Below are 14,248 nucleotides of genomic sequence, written 5' to 3' on the forward strand. Positions count from 1 at the left end.
CCCCGAGCCCGAAGGACCGGCGGGCCGGATGAGGTGCTCGAAAACCAGTGGAGCGGCGCCGCTGTGCGCCATTACCGTGCTGCCGAACCAAGTCGTCTGGGCAAGGACGTGCCGTTGTACACCCTGTGAGACCTCCCGAGTGCTGAATCGTCGCGCGTCGCGCCCTGTGCGCCGCGCTCCTTTTTGCTGCGGACTTCTCACTGGAACCGGTGTACTTCTGTGCTCAACAACTGGTTGGTCATGCCCACCTGCCTGCCGCTCGTTCTCCGCCGTTGCCACACGTGCGCGGCCGAGCGCTTCCGGGCGAACGGCAAATTTCGCGTCAACGCACACCACAAGATCATCGACGCCTGGCTCCTCGCGCTCTGCACCGCTTGCGGGGACACCGTGAAGCTCACGGTCTTTGAGCGGATGAATGTGCGCTCCGTACGGCCTGAGCTGCTGGACCGGATGCATGACAACGACCCCGGCCTGGCAGCCGACCTGCTCCAGGAGCCGGTCGTGCGGCGCCGTAATCGCATCGGCCTCGACTGGGACAACGCCTGGCGTCTGGACACCGGCGGATCGGATCACCTGGACCGCGAGGCGATCGACGTCTCGGTCAGCTTCGCGGCTCGGATACCCGTCCGGCCGGTGCGGTTGATCGCTGAAGGCTGCGGTCTTTCGCGGGCCGAGGTCGAGAGGCTGATCACGGAGGGCAGAATCGTTTCGGCAATCCGACTGAGCGGCAAGCTCTCCGGCGACTTCACCTTCACGCTCAAGCGCTGAACTCTCCTGGGACCAGAGGCCCTTGGGATCAGGGGGGCCTCGGAAACGGGGGCCTCAGGGCCTGTCCGGCGAGATCCGCCGGACAGGCCCTTGGGCCGGTGGGTGGTGGGTGGCGGGGGGACGGTACAGCGCGACCGGGCGGGCCTCAGCGTGCCGCCACGATCCGCCCCGTCACCTCGCCGAGACCCACCTTGGTGCCGTCCGGGCCCGGGGCCCACGCGGAGAGCGTGACCTCGTCGCCGTCCTCCAGGAACGTCCGCTTGCCGTCGGGGAGTTCGATGGGGTCGCGGCCGTTCCAGGTGATCTCGATCAGGGAGCCGTGCTGGCCGGCCGAGGGGCCACTGACCGTGCCCGAGCCGTACAGATCGCCGGTGCGCAGGGAGGCGCCGTTGACCGTCATATGCGCCAACTGCTGCGCGGCCGTCCAGTACACGGTGGAGAACGGCGGCTCGGAGATGACCTGGCCGTTGAGCGTGACCGTCATGCGCAGGTCGTAGCCGCCCGGCTCGTCCGCCGCCGACTCGGCGGAGTCGTCCAGGTAGGGCAGGAGCTCATGCGTGCGCTCCGGGGGCGCCACCCGGGCCGCGTCCAGCGCTTCGAGGGGGGTGATCCACGCCGACACCGACGTGGCGAAGGACTTGCCGAGGAACGGTCCGAGGGGGACGTACTCCCAGGCCTGGATGTCGCGCGCCGACCAGTCGTTGAGGAGGGTGAGCCCGAAGACGTGCTCGCGGAAGTCCGCGAGCGGCACGGGAGTGCCCTGCGTCGAGGGCGCGCCGACGACGAAGCCGACCTCCGCCTCGATGTCGAGACGGACCGAGGGGCCGAAGACGGGGGCCGTGTCGGCGGGCGCCTTGCGCTGGCCGGTGGGGCGCACCACGTCCGTCCCGGAGACCACGACGGTGCCGGACCGGCCGTGGTAACCGATGGGGAGGTGCTTCCAGTTGGGGGTCAGCGGCGTCGGCGAATCCGGGCGGAACATCTTGCCGAGGTTCGTCGCGTGGTTCTCCGACGCGTAGAAGTCGACGTAGTCGGCGACCTCGAACGGCAGGTGCAAGGTCACGTCGGAGAGGGGGTGGAGCAGGGGGCGTACGGAGTCCCGGTAGGACGGGACGGTCACCCACGCGGTGAGGGCGCGCCGCACGTCGGACCAGGCGGTGCGGCCCGCGGAGAGCAGCGGGTTCAGCGTGGGACGCGCGAGGAGCGAGACGTAGGGGGAGCCGAGCGCGGCGGCCGCGGCGCCCGCGTCCAGGACGTACGAGCCGAGCCGTACCCCGACCCTGCGCTGGTCGTCCCGCTCGCCCGCCAGGGAGAACACGCCGTAGGGGAGGTTGTGCGGTCCGAAGGGATCGCCCTCGGGCAGGCCGAAGGGATCGCCCTCGGAGAGGCCGAAGGAGTCGCTCTCGGGGAGGCCGGCGGAGTCACCGGCGGCCGGGTCGAGCGGGGTCTGCTCGGACATGCGTACCTGCCTCGCTTTCCATGGGGGTGTGCCACAGGGGTGTGCCACACGTTACGTGTGGAGTCCCCTGTTGCGGCAGTGTCTAAAGAGTGCGTAATGCCCGGATAAGCCTTGCTGAGGCGGCCAATTCCGGCTTGGCGCCGGACGCCTCGTGGAGGGGCTTTCGCGGGTCGGTCGCCGGATCGGCGCGCCGGCCGTGCTCATCCCCACCGGCGTGGGGGCGGCCGTCCTCATCGCCGAGCACCAGGACGAGCTGTCCGGGCCGCACGCCGGCTTCGGCGGTTTCCTCTTCCCGCGCGTGGAAGCGCAACTGCCGCGGTGCCTCGCCAGCAAGCAGGCGCTGCACGAGCTGCGCGCCGAGCACGCATCGCCACTCCCGCCGCCCCCGGCCTGTACTTCACCGGCATGTTGGGCGGGGCATGTGGCGAGGGCGCATGGTTGAGCCTTCCGCTCGATGCGCTGTACTGCCCCGGATGAGGCTCTCCAGCGCGTTGTCGGGGGCGCCTGCGAGGAGGCTGGGGATCAGGCCCCCAGGCAACCGTCAGGCCGCCGTCGGGTCCTCGTCCCGTCCAAGTCGGGTCCTCGTCCCGTCCAAGTCAGGACCTCGTCCCGTCCAAGTCAGGACATGCCAATCCCTCGGCCGATGGCCCCCCATACGTATCCCCCGTCGTACCCGCGACTCAGCAACGTGCTTGCTCGGATGCGAAGCTGGGTCACGGAACGGGCGCCCCCCAAGTCGGTTCCCTGGAATCAGATATTCCACTTTTCTGGTGAACCGTGGCGGCCCCCACCGCCCCCCTCCCGCACCGGCCTTGCCAAGCCGCTTCCCGCGCGGCTCAGGATCCGTATTCTCTGGATCATGGCCGCTCCCCTCGCATATGCACTCATCGCCACTGACCTGGACGGCACGCTGCTGCGCGGCGACGACACGGTCTCGGACCGGTCGCGGCGGGCGCTGGCCGCCGTGGGCGAAGGGGGTGCGCGGCACCTCGTGGTGACGGGGCGGCCGGCGCCCCGGGTGCGGCCCCTCCTCGACGATCTCGGGTACGACGGCCTCGCCGTCTGCGGGCAGGGAGCGCAGCTCTACGACGCCGGGGCGCACCGCATGGTGTGGTCGGTGACGCTCGACCGCCAGCTCGCCGAAGTCGCGCTCGGGAAGATCGAGGCCGAGGCCGGGCAGGTCTTCGCGGCCGTGGACCAGGACGGCGTGGACGGACTCACGCTCATCGAACCGGGATACGAGATGCCGCACCCCACGCTTCCCGCGGTGCGCGTCCCCGGGCGGGACGTGTTGTGGGAGGCACCGATCAGCAAGGTGCTGCTGCGCCACCGGGCGCTGGCCGACGACGAGTTGGCCGCGGTGGCGCGCGGGGCGGTGGGCTCGCTCGCCACGGTGACGATGTCGGGGCCCGGCACCGTGGAGCTCCAGCCGTGCGGGGTGACCAAGGCGACGGGGCTCGCGCTGGCCGCCGAGCGGATGGGCCTCACGGCCGCCGACACGGTCGCCTTCGGTGACATGCCGAACGACATCCCCATGTTCCTGTGGGCGGCGCACGGCGTGGCCATGGCCAACGCCCACAGGGAACTCAAGGCCGTAGCCGACGAGTTGACCCTCTCGAACGAGGACGACGGGATCGCCGTCATCCTGGAGCGAATGTCGGGCCTGATCTAGTCACCCCGCCGTGCGCCGGATCCGCCGCTCCCATGTCCGGTGGATGACGACCGAGTGGGACTCGACCGTCACGTCCCAGGCGACGAGTTCGGGGCGGTGCAGGCGGAACCCCCAGTGGGAGTAGGAGTGGGAGTAGGAGCGGGCGCGGGCGCTCAGTGGGTCGTTCTCGTGGATCGTGTACGTCTCCACGGCGTCCTCGGTGAACTCCAGACCGTCGGGGTACATGCGCCTACCGGCAGTTCCAGTGAGCGGATGCGGTGGCCCGGCGGGAAGGTGTGGCCGATGGCCGTCGAGTTCACCGCCCACGCGTGCATGTCCACCGCCAGGACGGAACCGCCCATGTAGTGCACGTCGTTGCCATAACGGTCGTCCGCCGAGCAGGGGGTGACGATCGCCTTGAGCGGCACGCGCGCGTAGAGCGTGGTCCCGTCGGCGAGGGGTACGCGGATGTCCTCGCGCATCGTCTCGTACGGGAAATCGGAACGGATCTTCAGGTGCGTCATGGGAGGAACCTCAGTGGACGGGGTGCATGGTGCGGCGCAGCCACGGGTCGAGGGTGGCGATCACGGCTATGCCCGCGAGCACCGCGATGCCGCCGTTGACGCCGAAGTAGGCGGGGTGGGAGACCTCTCCGTACGCCTTGACGACCTGTGCCTGGATGCCGTTGGCGAGTGCGAGGGAGAGGAACCGCAGCGCCATGGTCTGGCCGGTGAAGGTCTTCGGGGCGAGCTTCGTCGTCGCCGACATGCTCGACGTCTCCAGGAGGACGTCGCCGGGGCCGAGCAGGTTGGAGGCGTGCGGCCGGCGCGGGCCCGTCCGCCGGCCGCACGCCACGGAGACCAGATGGACCGGCGTCGTGGAGGACCAGGATGGCGGCCTGCATGCCGAGGAACGAGAAGCGCTGCCGGACCTCCCGCGTCGCCCGCGTTGCCCGGGCCTCCTGGGTCTCCCGGGCCTCCTGGATCTCCCGGGCCTCCCGGGCCTCCCGGATCTCCCGGATCTCCCGGGCCGGAGAGGGTGAGCAGACCGCGCGGTTGTCTGAAGCAGGGCTCGTACTCGGCAGTAGTACGGGACAAAACGGCCGACCCCAGTTATTGCACGCCAACTGGTACTGATCGGGCCTGTCGGTTGTATGGGCTGATCAGGAACATACCGGTGGGGATCGGGGGCCGCCCGGCCGTCTTTGTGCGGGCAGGTGCTCGCTGTGATCGAAAGGCGACCGGATACGCTGACTTGAGTGATGGCAGCGACACATCGACAAACCGTGTCATCGACCGAGATCCAATGATCGACCGAGTTCGCCATGTGATCGTCAGCAGACAGGAGAACCTCTCGTGACCGTCGTCGGGCCTTTTGGGCTGAGCGTGCGGGACCAGGCTCTCGAAGCCGATGTCCAGGCAGGGTTGGCGGCCGTCGAGGAGGGCCTGCTCGAGGCCACCAAGAGCGAGGTCCCCTTCATCACGGAGGCCGCGCAGCACCTCGTCCGAGCCGGGGGGAAGCGTTTCCGTCCGCTGCTCGTGATGCTCGCTTCCCAGTTCGGCGACCCGTACGCACCCGGCATCGTGCCCTCCGCCGTGGTCGTCGAGCTCACGCACCTCGCGACGCTCTACCACGACGACGTGATGGACGAGGCGGACGTGCGCCGCGGGGTCTCCAGCGCCAACCAGCGCTGGGGCAACTCCGTGGCCGTGCTGACCGGCGACTTCCTCTTCGCCCGCGCCTCGTACATCCTGGCCGACCTCGGCCCGGAGGCCGTCCGCATCCAGGCGGAGGCCTTCGAACGTCTGGTCACCGGGCAGATCCTGGAGACCGCGGGGCCCACCGAGGGGCGCGACCCGGTCGACCACTACCTCGACGTGCTCGCCGGCAAGACCGGCTCGCTGGTCGCCGTGGCGTGCCGGTTCGGCGCGATGATGTCGGGCGCCGACGAGACCGTCGTGGACGTCCTGACGCAGTACGGCGAGCGGCTCGGCGTCGCCTTCCAGCTCGCCGACGACGTGCTGGACATCGCCTCCGACTCGCACGAGTCCGGCAAGACACCGGGCACGGATCTGCGCGAGGGCATCCCCACGCTGCCGGTCCTGCGCCTGCGCGAGCGCGTGACGCGGCTCGGCCTGCCCGACGACATCGCCCTGAGCGAGCTGCTCGACTCCGACCTCACCGACGACGCCCGGCACGCCGAGGCGCTCGTCCGGCTGCGCGCGCACCCCGCCCTGGAGCAGGCCCGCCGGGACACGGTGCGGTACGCGGAGGAGGCGCGGGCCGCGCTGGTGCCGCTGCCGGAGTGCGACGCGAAGACCTCGCTGGTGGAGCTCTGCGATCTGGTGGTGCACCGGGCCGGCTGAGAGGCCGTTACCGACGATCGGCGGCGCCACCCCCTACGGGTCGGGGGAGGCGCCGCCGCTTTTTGTCATCCCAGGGCAGTACGTCGAGTTGAGCCCGGGGTCTGACGCTTCTGCTCGGCCGATTTGGTCGGATAGACCCCAGCAAGGACCACCACTCCTGACCAATTCGGGTGAGAATGGCGGCGCAGGGTGGACGAAGGCACGTACGCATGTATGCACGTACAGGAAGGCCGCCGCCGACCACGGAGGTAGGGCACACAATGGCACCGTACGAACCGGAACAGAACACCAGTGAGGCCGGGGAGCTGCGCGCCGGCCGCCGCAAGGCGGCTCGTTACGTAGTCCCGCTCGCGGTGGCGGGGGTGGCGGCGGCGACCATCGGGCTCGTCCCGGCGCTCGCCACCTCGGGCGACCCGGATCTGCCGAAGGTCACCGCTCAGGAACTCATCGAGAAGATAGCCGCGTCGGACACGCAGCAGCTCTCCGGCAACGTCAGGATCAGCACGGATCTGGGCCTGCCGTCGCTGGGCGGCATGGCGGGCGGCTTCGCCGGTGGCGGCGGAGGCGACGGGGACCGCGGTGAGGACGGCGACGGCGGAGGCTCGGCCGCCGACCCCAAGAGCAAGCTGATGGAACTGGCGTCCGGCACGCACACGCTGCGGGTCGCGGCGGACGGCCCCGACAAGCAGAAGGTGTCGCTCCTGGGCGACGCCTCCGAGTACAGCCTGATCCACAACGGCGACGACGTGTGGGCGTACGACAGCGCGTCGAACGAGGCGTACCACGCGAAGGAAGCCGGAGCGGCGGCCGCCGGTGAGCGGGACCGGAAGGACGCGGCGAAGGATCTTCCGACCACGCCCGAGGAGTTCGCCGAGCAGGCGCTGAAGGCCGTCGACGACACGACGTCCGTCAAGGTCGACGGGACCGCGCAGGTCGCGGGCCGCGACGCGTACCGCCTGGTCATCGAGCCGAAGCAGGCCGGTTCGACGGTCGGCCGGATCACGGTCGCCGTGGACGCGGAGACGGGTACGCCGCTCAAGTTCACCCTGACCCCGGCCTCCGGTGGCGCGGCGGTCATCGACGCGGGCTTCACGAAGGTCGACTTCGACAAGCCGTCCGCGGACACGTTCGACTTCACGCCGCCCAAGGGCGCGAAGGTCACCGAGGCCGACGAGCACGCCAAGGACGACGGCCGTGACTTCGCGGACAAGGGTGATAAGGGTGATAGGGGCGGCAAGGGGGGCAAGGAGTTCAAGGAGGAGGACCTCAACGACCTGAAGGTCATCGGCAAGGGCTGGAGCTCCATCGCCGAGCTGAAGCTGCCGGGCGGAGAGGGCCTGCCGACGGCCGGTTCGGGCGATGTCCCGCCGGACGCGCAGAAGCTGCTCGACTCGCTGGGCGACCAGGTCAGCGGCGAGTTCGGCTCCGGCACGGTCTTCTCGACGCGCCTGATCAACGCCCTCGTCACCGATGACGGCAAGGTCTACGCGGGCGCGGTCACGAAGGACGCGCTGGTGAAGGCGGCGAACGCGGCGCACTAGGCGTGGGGCCCGAGCGGTGTTTCACGGTGCGGGTGCGGGTGCGGGTGCGGGTGCGCGGACAGGTGGCGGCACCGTGGAACACCGCGACGGCGACCAAGTCTTACGGAGCGGGCGACAGGCGACAGGTCACGGGCGACAGGCGACAGGTCACGGGCGACAGGAGGAAGCGGTGCCAGGCACCATCGGGGAACCGCCGACACCGGGGGCGCCGGGTGACGGGGCGCCGGGCGACGGCGCTTTGGGCGACGGCGTGCCGTGCGTGATCGAGACGCGCGGGCTCACCAAGCGCTACGGAAAGCACCTCGCCGTCGACCGGCTGGACCTTACCGTCCCCGAAGGGAGCGTCTTCGGGTTCCTCGGGCCGAACGGCTCGGGCAAGACGACCACCATCCGCATGCTGATGGGCCTCATCGAGCCGACCTCGGGTACCGCGCGGGTCCTCGGCAGACCCATGCCGCGCGCCACCCGCACCGTCCTGCCGCACGTGGGCGCGCTGATCGAGGGCCCCGCCCTGTATGGCTTCCTGTCGGGACGCGACAACCTCCTGCGGTACGACTCCGCCGACCCGGCCGCCGATCCGCGGACCCGGCGGACACGGGCCGAGGCGGCGCTGGACCGGGTCGGGCTCACCGCGGCCGCCGGCAAGAAGGCGAAGGCGTACTCGCTGGGCATGAAGCAGCGGCTCGGCCTGGCGGCGGCGCTGCTCCAGCCGCGCAGGCTCCTCGTCCTGGACGAGCCGACGAACGGCCTCGACCCGCAGGGCATGCGCGAGATCCGCTCCCTGGTGCGGGAACTGGCGGCCGAGGGCACGACCGTCTTCCTCTCCTCGCACCTCCTCGACGAGATCGAACAGGTCTGTACGCACGCGGCCGTGATGACCCGGGGCCACCTGATCACGCAGGGCCCGGTCGCCGAGCTGGCGGCGGGCGCGCGCGGCAGACTGGTCGTGACGACACCGGACCCGGGTGAGGCGGCCCGCGTCCTGAAGGAGCGTGGCGTGGCGGACCTCGTCGTGACGGAGGACCGCGTGACGGGCGAGCCACCGGGCCAGGACGCGTCGTCCGGCCGGGACACGGAGCTGGCCGATCTGAACGCCGCGCTGGTCGAGGCGGGCGTCCGCGTCCGCGGCTTCGGCCTGGAACGGGCCTCCTTGGAGGACGCGTTCGTAGCGCTGACGGGGGAGGGGTTCGATGTCGCGGGCTGAGGCGATGGGCGTATCGGGGGCGGGTGCTTCGGGGGCGCCGGGAGCGCCGGGGGCTTCGAGGGAGCCGGGTGTTTCGAGGGAGCCGGGTGTTTCGAGGGAGCCGGGTACTTCGAGGGAGCCGCGGCCGGCCTGGGCGTTGGGGCTCTTCCGCAGTGAGCTTGTGATCACCTTCCGCCGTTGGCGGACGCTGGCGCTGCTCGGTGTGCTCGCCGCCGTGCCGATCCTCGTCGGTGTCGCCGTCAGGATCGAGACGAGCGACGGCTCCACGATCGGCGGAGGCGGCGAGGGCGGCGGCCCCGCCTTCATCGCGCAGATCACCAACAACGGCCTGTTCCTGGTCTTCACCGCGCTCGCCGCGACGCTGCCGTTCTTCCTGCCGATGGCGATCGGCGTCGTCGCGGGCGACGCCATCGCGGGGGAGGCGAGCGCGGGCACGCTGCGCTATCTGCTGGTAGCACCCGCGGGCCGCACTCGTCTGCTCCTCGTCAAGTACGCGACCACGCTGACGTTCTGCCTGGTCGCGACGTTGGTCGTCGCCGCGTCCGCGTTGGCGACCGGCGCGCTGCTCTTTCCGCTGGGCGAGGTCACCACGATCTCCGGTACGCGCATGAGCTTCGGGGAGGGGCTGCTGCGGGCCCTGCTCATCGCGCTCGTCGTCGCCGCGTCACTGGTCGGCGTGGCGGCGCTCGGCCTGTTCGTCTCGACGCTGACCAGCAGCGGCATCGCGGCGATGGCGACGACCGTAGGGCTGCTGATCACGGTGCAGATCCTCGACCAGATCCCCCAACTGCACGCCCTGCACCCGTACTTCTTCTCCCACTACTGGCTGTCCTTCGCCGACCTGATGCGGGAGCCGATCTACTGGGACGACCTCATCAAGAACCTCCAGATGCAGGGGCTCTACGCGGCCGTCTTCGGCTCGGCGGCGTGGGCGCGGTTCGGGGCGAAGGACATCATGGCGTGACGGTTACGCCATGACGTGCGGTTACGCCTCGTCGTAGGGGTAGCGGGCCAGCGGCGGCTCCTGCGCGAAGAACGTCTTGGCGCGGAGCAGCGCCTGCTCGTCCTCCAGTACGTTGCCGGGGCGGCTGCCGTTGCCGAGCAGGACGCCGCCGAAGCGCATCGGGAAGAACGCGGCGGTGTGGTTCAGCGTGCCGATCAGCGGCTCGGCCACCTCCTCCTCGCGGTGCGCGAGCGCCGTCACGCCCCACAGGGTGCGGCTCTTGAGGGTCTCCTTGAAGTCGAGGCCGGGGGTCTCCAGCCAGGCGTCCCAGTAGTCGAGGTAACGCTTGATGGTGGCCGACACCGAGTACCAGTACAGCGGCGAGACGATGACGATGTCCGTGGCGTCGAGGGTCGCGTCCAGCAGCAGCGCCTCGTCGTCGCCCTCGGGGCGGGGGCGGGCACGGGGGTGGGCGTCGTCGTGGCGCAGGTCCTGGAAGTCGGGGAGCGGATGATCGGCGAGACGGATCCAGCGCTGCTCGACGTCCGCGGGCAGCTGCTCGGCGGCCTTGCGGGCCAGGATCTCGGTGTTGCCCTCGGGGCGGGCGCTGCCGACGACGAAGAGGAACTTGCGGGTCATGGGAATCCCCCTGGATGTGGCTCGGTGCGACCGGGCGCGGCAATTACTTGCACGCGCACTATATGCATGCGCAAGCAATATCGTCCAGGGGTGGCCCGCGGCCCGGGGTGCGCGTGCGCGGGCCCGGCCGTTCACGGGCGTACGAGGATGATCCACCCGGAGGCGTACGTGTCGGGCACGGTGTGGCGGGGCCAGTGGCGGGCCCAGCGCGGGGGCGCCGCCTCGCGCAGCACCAGGGCGGTGGGGCGGCGCCGATCGCGCGGGCCGCTGCCGGGTGCGCATCCGGCGACGTAGGCGAGGGGGATGACGGAGGTGTTGCCGTTCAGGGTGCAGGGGGCGCGGGTGCTGGTACCGGGCTCCGTGCCGTTGCCGACGCCGTGCCGCTGCAGCACCTCGGCGATCCGCTCCCAGTCGCCGCGGGCGCCCGCCTGGATGGTGGCGTTGCCGTGGGCGAGGAGCACCTGGACGGTGAGGTGACCGCTCAGCGCGAGGGCCAGCACACCGACCGCGACCCACCGGGGCCGGGCCACGCGGGCGAGGCCGACGAGGGTGAGCAGGCCGAGGGCGGCGGTGGGGGCGAGCAGGGCGTGGGTGGGGAGGAGGAAACGGGGGGCGGCGTAAGGGACGAGGAGGAGGTAGGGGAGGGCTACGGCGAAGGCGGTGAAGAGGGGGAGAAAGGTGCCGTGGGGCCAACGGGGTGTGGGTGGTCGCCGGCGGGGGGCCTCGCCGGAGTCCGGCGGCCCGCTGCGGGGCGGTGTGCCGCGATGGCGATGGAGGGCCCATAGACCGGCCCCCACCAGAATCAGCAGCAGGAGCCACCACTCCGCCGCCACGGGACGGATGCCGTCGCTGTCACAGGGGCGGCACAGCAGCGGCCCGTCCAGGACCGTGAGGTGGTGGACGAACGAGAGCAGCGGACGCAGGTCGCCCTGCACCTCGCTGGCCTCCGTCAGCCGTTGACGGACGCCGCCGAAACGGACGTACGCCTCGACGACCCAGGGCAGCACGCCCGCCACCAGCCCGCCGAGCACGGCCATGGGGCGGCCCCGGCCCCGCCAGGCGGGCACCAGCAGGGCGGCGATCAGGAGCGGCAGCGCTACGGCGGCGCCGTCGTTGGGCCGCATCAGGGTGGCCAGCGCGAGGCCGACCGCGATACCGGTGCAGGTCAGGAGGGACTGCCGCGCCCACAGGAACAACCCGACCGCGCCGACGGCACCCATGGCGGTGTAGTGATTGGGCATGGCGGCGCTCGCGTAGAACAGCGTGATCCACAGCCCGCCGTACAGCGCGGCGGCGACGGGGGCCACCGAGGGCCGGGCCGCGGCGCGCAGCCAGGGCCGGAAGCCCAGATAGAGCGCGGTGGTCGAGAGCAGCGTCAGCCAGACCCTGAGGAGCACGACGGAGTCGCTCCAAGCAGCCACGGGCGCGATGAGGAATGGCACACCGCGGGTGCGGGGCGCGCTGAACGGGGTGGCGGGGGCGTAGGGCGAGTACCGACTTGCATAGACCAGCTCGTCCCAGCCGAGCGGCAGACCGATCGGAACGAGAGCGAGCGAGAGCAGGGCGAAGGCACAGCAGACGGCGAGGAGGAGGCGGTGGGGTGCGGGGGCCTGCCTTTCGCGGCGCGTGAGGCTTTCGCTGCACAGCGGCTCTCCGCGGCCAACCCGCTCTCGGCCACTGACCCGCTCCCTGCCCTTCACCCGCTCCCTGCCCTTCACCCCCTCCCCGTCCCTCACCACGTCCCCGTCCCCGCCGCCGCGGTCAGCTCCCCGGCCATCGGGATGCGTCACGGCCAGCTTGCCACCGGCGGGCCGCCGTCCCTAGTGGACACAGAACTCGTTTCCCTCCGGGTCCCGCATGATCACCCACTCGCCCCCGGGTTCCTTGACGTGCCGCTCCACGGCCGCGCCCAGCGCCTCCAGGCGGGACACCTCGTCGTCACGGCGCCCCGGCGCGGAGTGCACGTCGAGGTGCAGTCGGTTCTTGCCGGTCTTGGCCTCCGGTACGCCTTGGAAGAGGATCCGGCGGCCGAGACCCACGCCGCTCTCCTCCTCGTACGGATCGTCGGGGTGCCGCACGGCGATGAGGTCGCGCCAGGCGCGACGGCCGCGGAACTCGACGGTCGCCGACTCCGGCACCGCGCCGAAACCGAGGAGACGTTCGATCAGCGCGCTGTTGTCCTCGACCTCGTACCCCAACGTCTCGCCCCAGAAGGCCGCTTGGGCCTGCGGGTCGGTGGCGTCGATGACGAGTTTCCAGTGCAGGGTGTGAGTCATGTAACCAGTCTTAGCGGTTACGCGGTCGGAGCGCTCGGCTTTCGGCCACGACGTGCCACCGAGGCGACCGTCGCGCCGGGCTCGGTGAGCAGTTCCGCGGCGAGCGTCATGCGCCCCTCGGTGAGGTAGGCCATGGGGGCCTTTCGACCAGCTCGGCGAAGTTCCTGGCGAACCAGGCACGCGCCCCTGCTCGAAGGGCGCCTGGACCTCTTGATCAGGACACCCGGGCCGTGTCCACGGCGTCCGCAGCGTCCTTGGCGGTCGGCGTGGCCGCCCCGGCCGCCCCCGCCCGGCGCGCGGCGGACAGCCGGACCGCGTTCCGGCGGGCCGTCCGCAACGCGTCCCACGTCAGCAGCGAGAGCGCCAGCCACACCAGCCCGAAGCCCGCCCACCGCTCGGGCGGCATCGCCTCATGGAAGTACAGGATCCCGAGCAGGAACTGGAAGACGGGCGCCAGATACTGGAGCAGCCCCAGCGTGGAGAGCGGCACCCGGATCGCCGCGGCGCCGAAGCAGACCAGGGGAGCGGCGGTCACCACACCGGTGGCGGCCAGCAGCGCCGTGTGCCCGGCGCCCTCCCCGCCGAACGTGGCATCCCCCTGCGCGCCGAGCCACACCAGATAGCCGACGGCGGGCAGGAACTGCACCGCGGTCTCGGCGGCGAGCGACTCCAGGCCGCCGAGATTGACCTTCTTCTTCACCAGGCCGTACGTCGCGAAGGAGAGCGCGAGGCAGAGCGAGATCCACGGCGGCTGCCCGGCGCCGAAGGCGAGCACGAGGACCGCGGTGAACCCGACGCCGACCGCCGCCCACTGCACGGGCCGCAGCCGCTCGCCGAGCAGCAGGACGCCCATCGCGATGGTGACCAGGGGGTTGATGAAGTATCCGAGCGAGGCCTCGACGACGTGGCCGGAGTTCACGGACCAGATGTAGACGCCCCAGTTGACGGTGATGACCGCCGCGGCGATCACCACCAGGCCCAGCCTGCGCGGCTGGCGCAGCAGCTCGCGGGCCCAGCCCCAACGTCGTACGAAGAGCAGCGCGACGCCCACCACGACGAGGGACCACGCCATCCGGTGCGCAAGGATCTCGGCGGCCCCGGACGGCTTGAGGAGCGGCCAGAAGAGGGGGACGAGGCCCCACATTCCGTAGGCCGCGAATCCGTTCAGCAGCCCAACGCGCTGCTCACCCTTGGCCTGTCCGGCTGCTCCGCTGTCCACGGCCCCTCCTTGGCACACGGCAGCCCGACGCTGCCTCACCGAAGGTAGCGCCGAAGCCCCTCGCCTGTCATGTCCGTATGGCCGAGACACTCATGACACTGGGGTGGCCGATAAAAGCCCGTCCGGCGATCGAGGACGAGCCCGAAGGGCGATGGACGGCACGCCCGGCACGCCAGACGGAC

13 protein-coding genes and 2 pseudogenes are annotated in these 14,248 nt (G+C 71.1%); 7 read left to right on the plus strand and 8 right to left on the minus strand.

Annotation, left to right across the window (positions count from 1 at the left end; translation table 11 throughout):
* Positions 1-219 precede the first annotated feature (219 nt).
* Positions 220-768 carry a DUF1062 domain-containing protein gene (locus tag ACWDVB_RS15010; protein WP_451515111.1) on the plus strand — a complete coding sequence of 183 codons (549 nt, stop codon included), beginning with the start codon at positions 220-222 and terminating at the stop codon, positions 766-768.
* Between the two features lie 145 nt (positions 769-913).
* Here ACWDVB_RS15010 and fahA read toward each other — a convergent pair whose 3' ends face one another.
* Positions 914-2,227 (minus strand): fumarylacetoacetase, encoded by a 1,314-nt coding sequence (fahA, locus tag ACWDVB_RS15015; RefSeq protein WP_451515110.1) that lies wholly within the window; start codon positions 2,225-2,227, stop codon positions 914-916.
* A gap of 145 nt (positions 2,228-2,372) precedes the next feature.
* On the opposite strand from fahA, the pseudogene ACWDVB_RS15020 reads away from it, so the two are divergent.
* Both ACWDVB_RS15020 and ACWDVB_RS15025 read left to right on the plus strand, forming a co-directional pair.
* Positions 2,373-2,606, plus strand: a pseudogene (locus ACWDVB_RS15020) (ATP-grasp domain-containing protein); the annotation flags it as partial.
* A 480-nt stretch (positions 2,607-3,086) separates the two neighbouring features.
* Positions 3,087-3,899, plus strand: coding sequence for an HAD family hydrolase (locus tag ACWDVB_RS15025; RefSeq protein WP_451515109.1), 813 nt, complete (start codon positions 3,087-3,089; stop codon positions 3,897-3,899).
* On the opposite strand, the gene ACWDVB_RS15030 is transcribed toward ACWDVB_RS15025, so the two are convergent.
* The 3 genes and pseudogenes from ACWDVB_RS15030 to ACWDVB_RS15040 form a co-directional block, all read right to left on the minus strand.
* Positions 3,900-4,088, minus strand: a complete 189-nt coding sequence (locus ACWDVB_RS15030; protein ID WP_451515108.1) for a hypothetical protein — start codon at positions 4,086-4,088, stop codon at positions 3,900-3,902.
* Positions 4,052-4,402, minus strand: coding sequence for a hypothetical protein (locus ACWDVB_RS15035; protein WP_451515225.1), 351 nt, complete (start codon positions 4,400-4,402; stop codon positions 4,052-4,054). Before ACWDVB_RS15035 ends, ACWDVB_RS15030 begins: the two co-directional genes overlap by 37 nt.
* Positions 4,403-4,412: 10 nt before the next feature.
* Positions 4,413-4,685 (minus strand): annotated as a pseudogene (locus tag ACWDVB_RS15040) (peptide MFS transporter); the annotation flags it as partial.
* Between the two features lie 548 nt (positions 4,686-5,233).
* Between ACWDVB_RS15040 and ACWDVB_RS15045 the strand changes: the two are divergent.
* The 4 genes from ACWDVB_RS15045 (at position 5,234) to ACWDVB_RS15060 (ending at position 9,953) form a co-directional block, all read left to right on the plus strand.
* Positions 5,234-6,244, plus strand: a complete 1,011-nt coding sequence (locus ACWDVB_RS15045; protein WP_451515107.1) for a polyprenyl synthetase family protein — start codon at positions 5,234-5,236, stop codon at positions 6,242-6,244.
* A gap of 260 nt (positions 6,245-6,504) precedes the next feature.
* Positions 6,505-7,785, plus strand: coding sequence for a LolA family protein (locus ACWDVB_RS15050; RefSeq protein WP_451515106.1), 1,281 nt, complete (start codon positions 6,505-6,507; stop codon positions 7,783-7,785).
* A 169-nt stretch (positions 7,786-7,954) separates the two neighbouring features.
* A complete protein-coding gene (locus ACWDVB_RS15055) occupies positions 7,955-8,989 on the plus strand; it encodes an ABC transporter ATP-binding protein (RefSeq protein ID WP_451515105.1) in 1,035 nt (344 codons plus the stop codon).
* A complete protein-coding gene (locus ACWDVB_RS15060) occupies positions 8,976-9,953 on the plus strand; it encodes an ABC transporter permease (RefSeq protein ID WP_451515104.1) in 978 nt (325 codons plus the stop codon). The genes ACWDVB_RS15055 and ACWDVB_RS15060 overlap by 14 nt, the downstream gene beginning before the upstream one ends.
* 21 nt (positions 9,954-9,974) lie before the next feature.
* Here ACWDVB_RS15060 and ACWDVB_RS15065 read toward each other — a convergent pair whose 3' ends face one another.
* From ACWDVB_RS15065 to rarD, 4 genes are all read right to left on the minus strand, one after another.
* Positions 9,975-10,571, minus strand: coding sequence for a flavodoxin family protein (locus ACWDVB_RS15065; RefSeq protein WP_451515103.1), 597 nt, complete (start codon positions 10,569-10,571; stop codon positions 9,975-9,977).
* A gap of 131 nt (positions 10,572-10,702) precedes the next feature.
* Positions 10,703-12,361 carry a hypothetical protein gene (locus ACWDVB_RS15070; protein WP_451515102.1) on the minus strand — a complete coding sequence of 553 codons (1,659 nt, stop codon included), beginning with the start codon at positions 12,359-12,361 and terminating at the stop codon, positions 10,703-10,705.
* Between the two features lie 30 nt (positions 12,362-12,391).
* Positions 12,392-12,847, minus strand: coding sequence for a VOC family protein (locus tag ACWDVB_RS15075; RefSeq protein ID WP_451515101.1), 456 nt, complete (start codon positions 12,845-12,847; stop codon positions 12,392-12,394).
* A 214-nt stretch (positions 12,848-13,061) separates the two neighbouring features.
* Positions 13,062-14,066, minus strand: coding sequence for an EamA family transporter RarD (gene rarD / locus ACWDVB_RS15080; RefSeq protein ID WP_451515100.1), 1,005 nt, complete (start codon positions 14,064-14,066; stop codon positions 13,062-13,064).
* Positions 14,067-14,248 lie beyond the last annotated feature (182 nt).

Source organism: Streptomyces sp. NPDC003379 (genome assembly GCF_053589195.1).

Excerpts from the sequence above, each read along its gene's own strand:
- ACWDVB_RS15075 (WP_451515101.1), bottom strand. The coding sequence starts at position 12,847 with ATGACTCACACCCTGCACTGGAAACTCGTCATCGACGCCACCGACCCG.
- fahA (WP_451515110.1), bottom strand. The coding sequence starts at position 2,227 with ATGTCCGAGCAGACCCCGCTCGACCCGGCCGCCGGTGACTCCGCCGGC.
- ACWDVB_RS15025 (WP_451515109.1), top strand. The coding sequence starts at position 3,087 with ATGGCCGCTCCCCTCGCATATGCACTCATCGCCACTGACCTGGACGGC.
- ACWDVB_RS15065 (WP_451515103.1), bottom strand. The coding sequence starts at position 10,571 with ATGACCCGCAAGTTCCTCTTCGTCGTCGGCAGCGCCCGCCCCGAGGGC.
- ACWDVB_RS15035 (WP_451515225.1), bottom strand. The coding sequence starts at position 4,402 with ATGACGCACCTGAAGATCCGTTCCGATTTCCCGTACGAGACGATGCGC.
- ACWDVB_RS15060 (WP_451515104.1), top strand. The coding sequence starts at position 8,976 with ATGTCGCGGGCTGAGGCGATGGGCGTATCGGGGGCGGGTGCTTCGGGG.
- ACWDVB_RS15050 (WP_451515106.1), top strand. The coding sequence starts at position 6,505 with ATGGCACCGTACGAACCGGAACAGAACACCAGTGAGGCCGGGGAGCTG.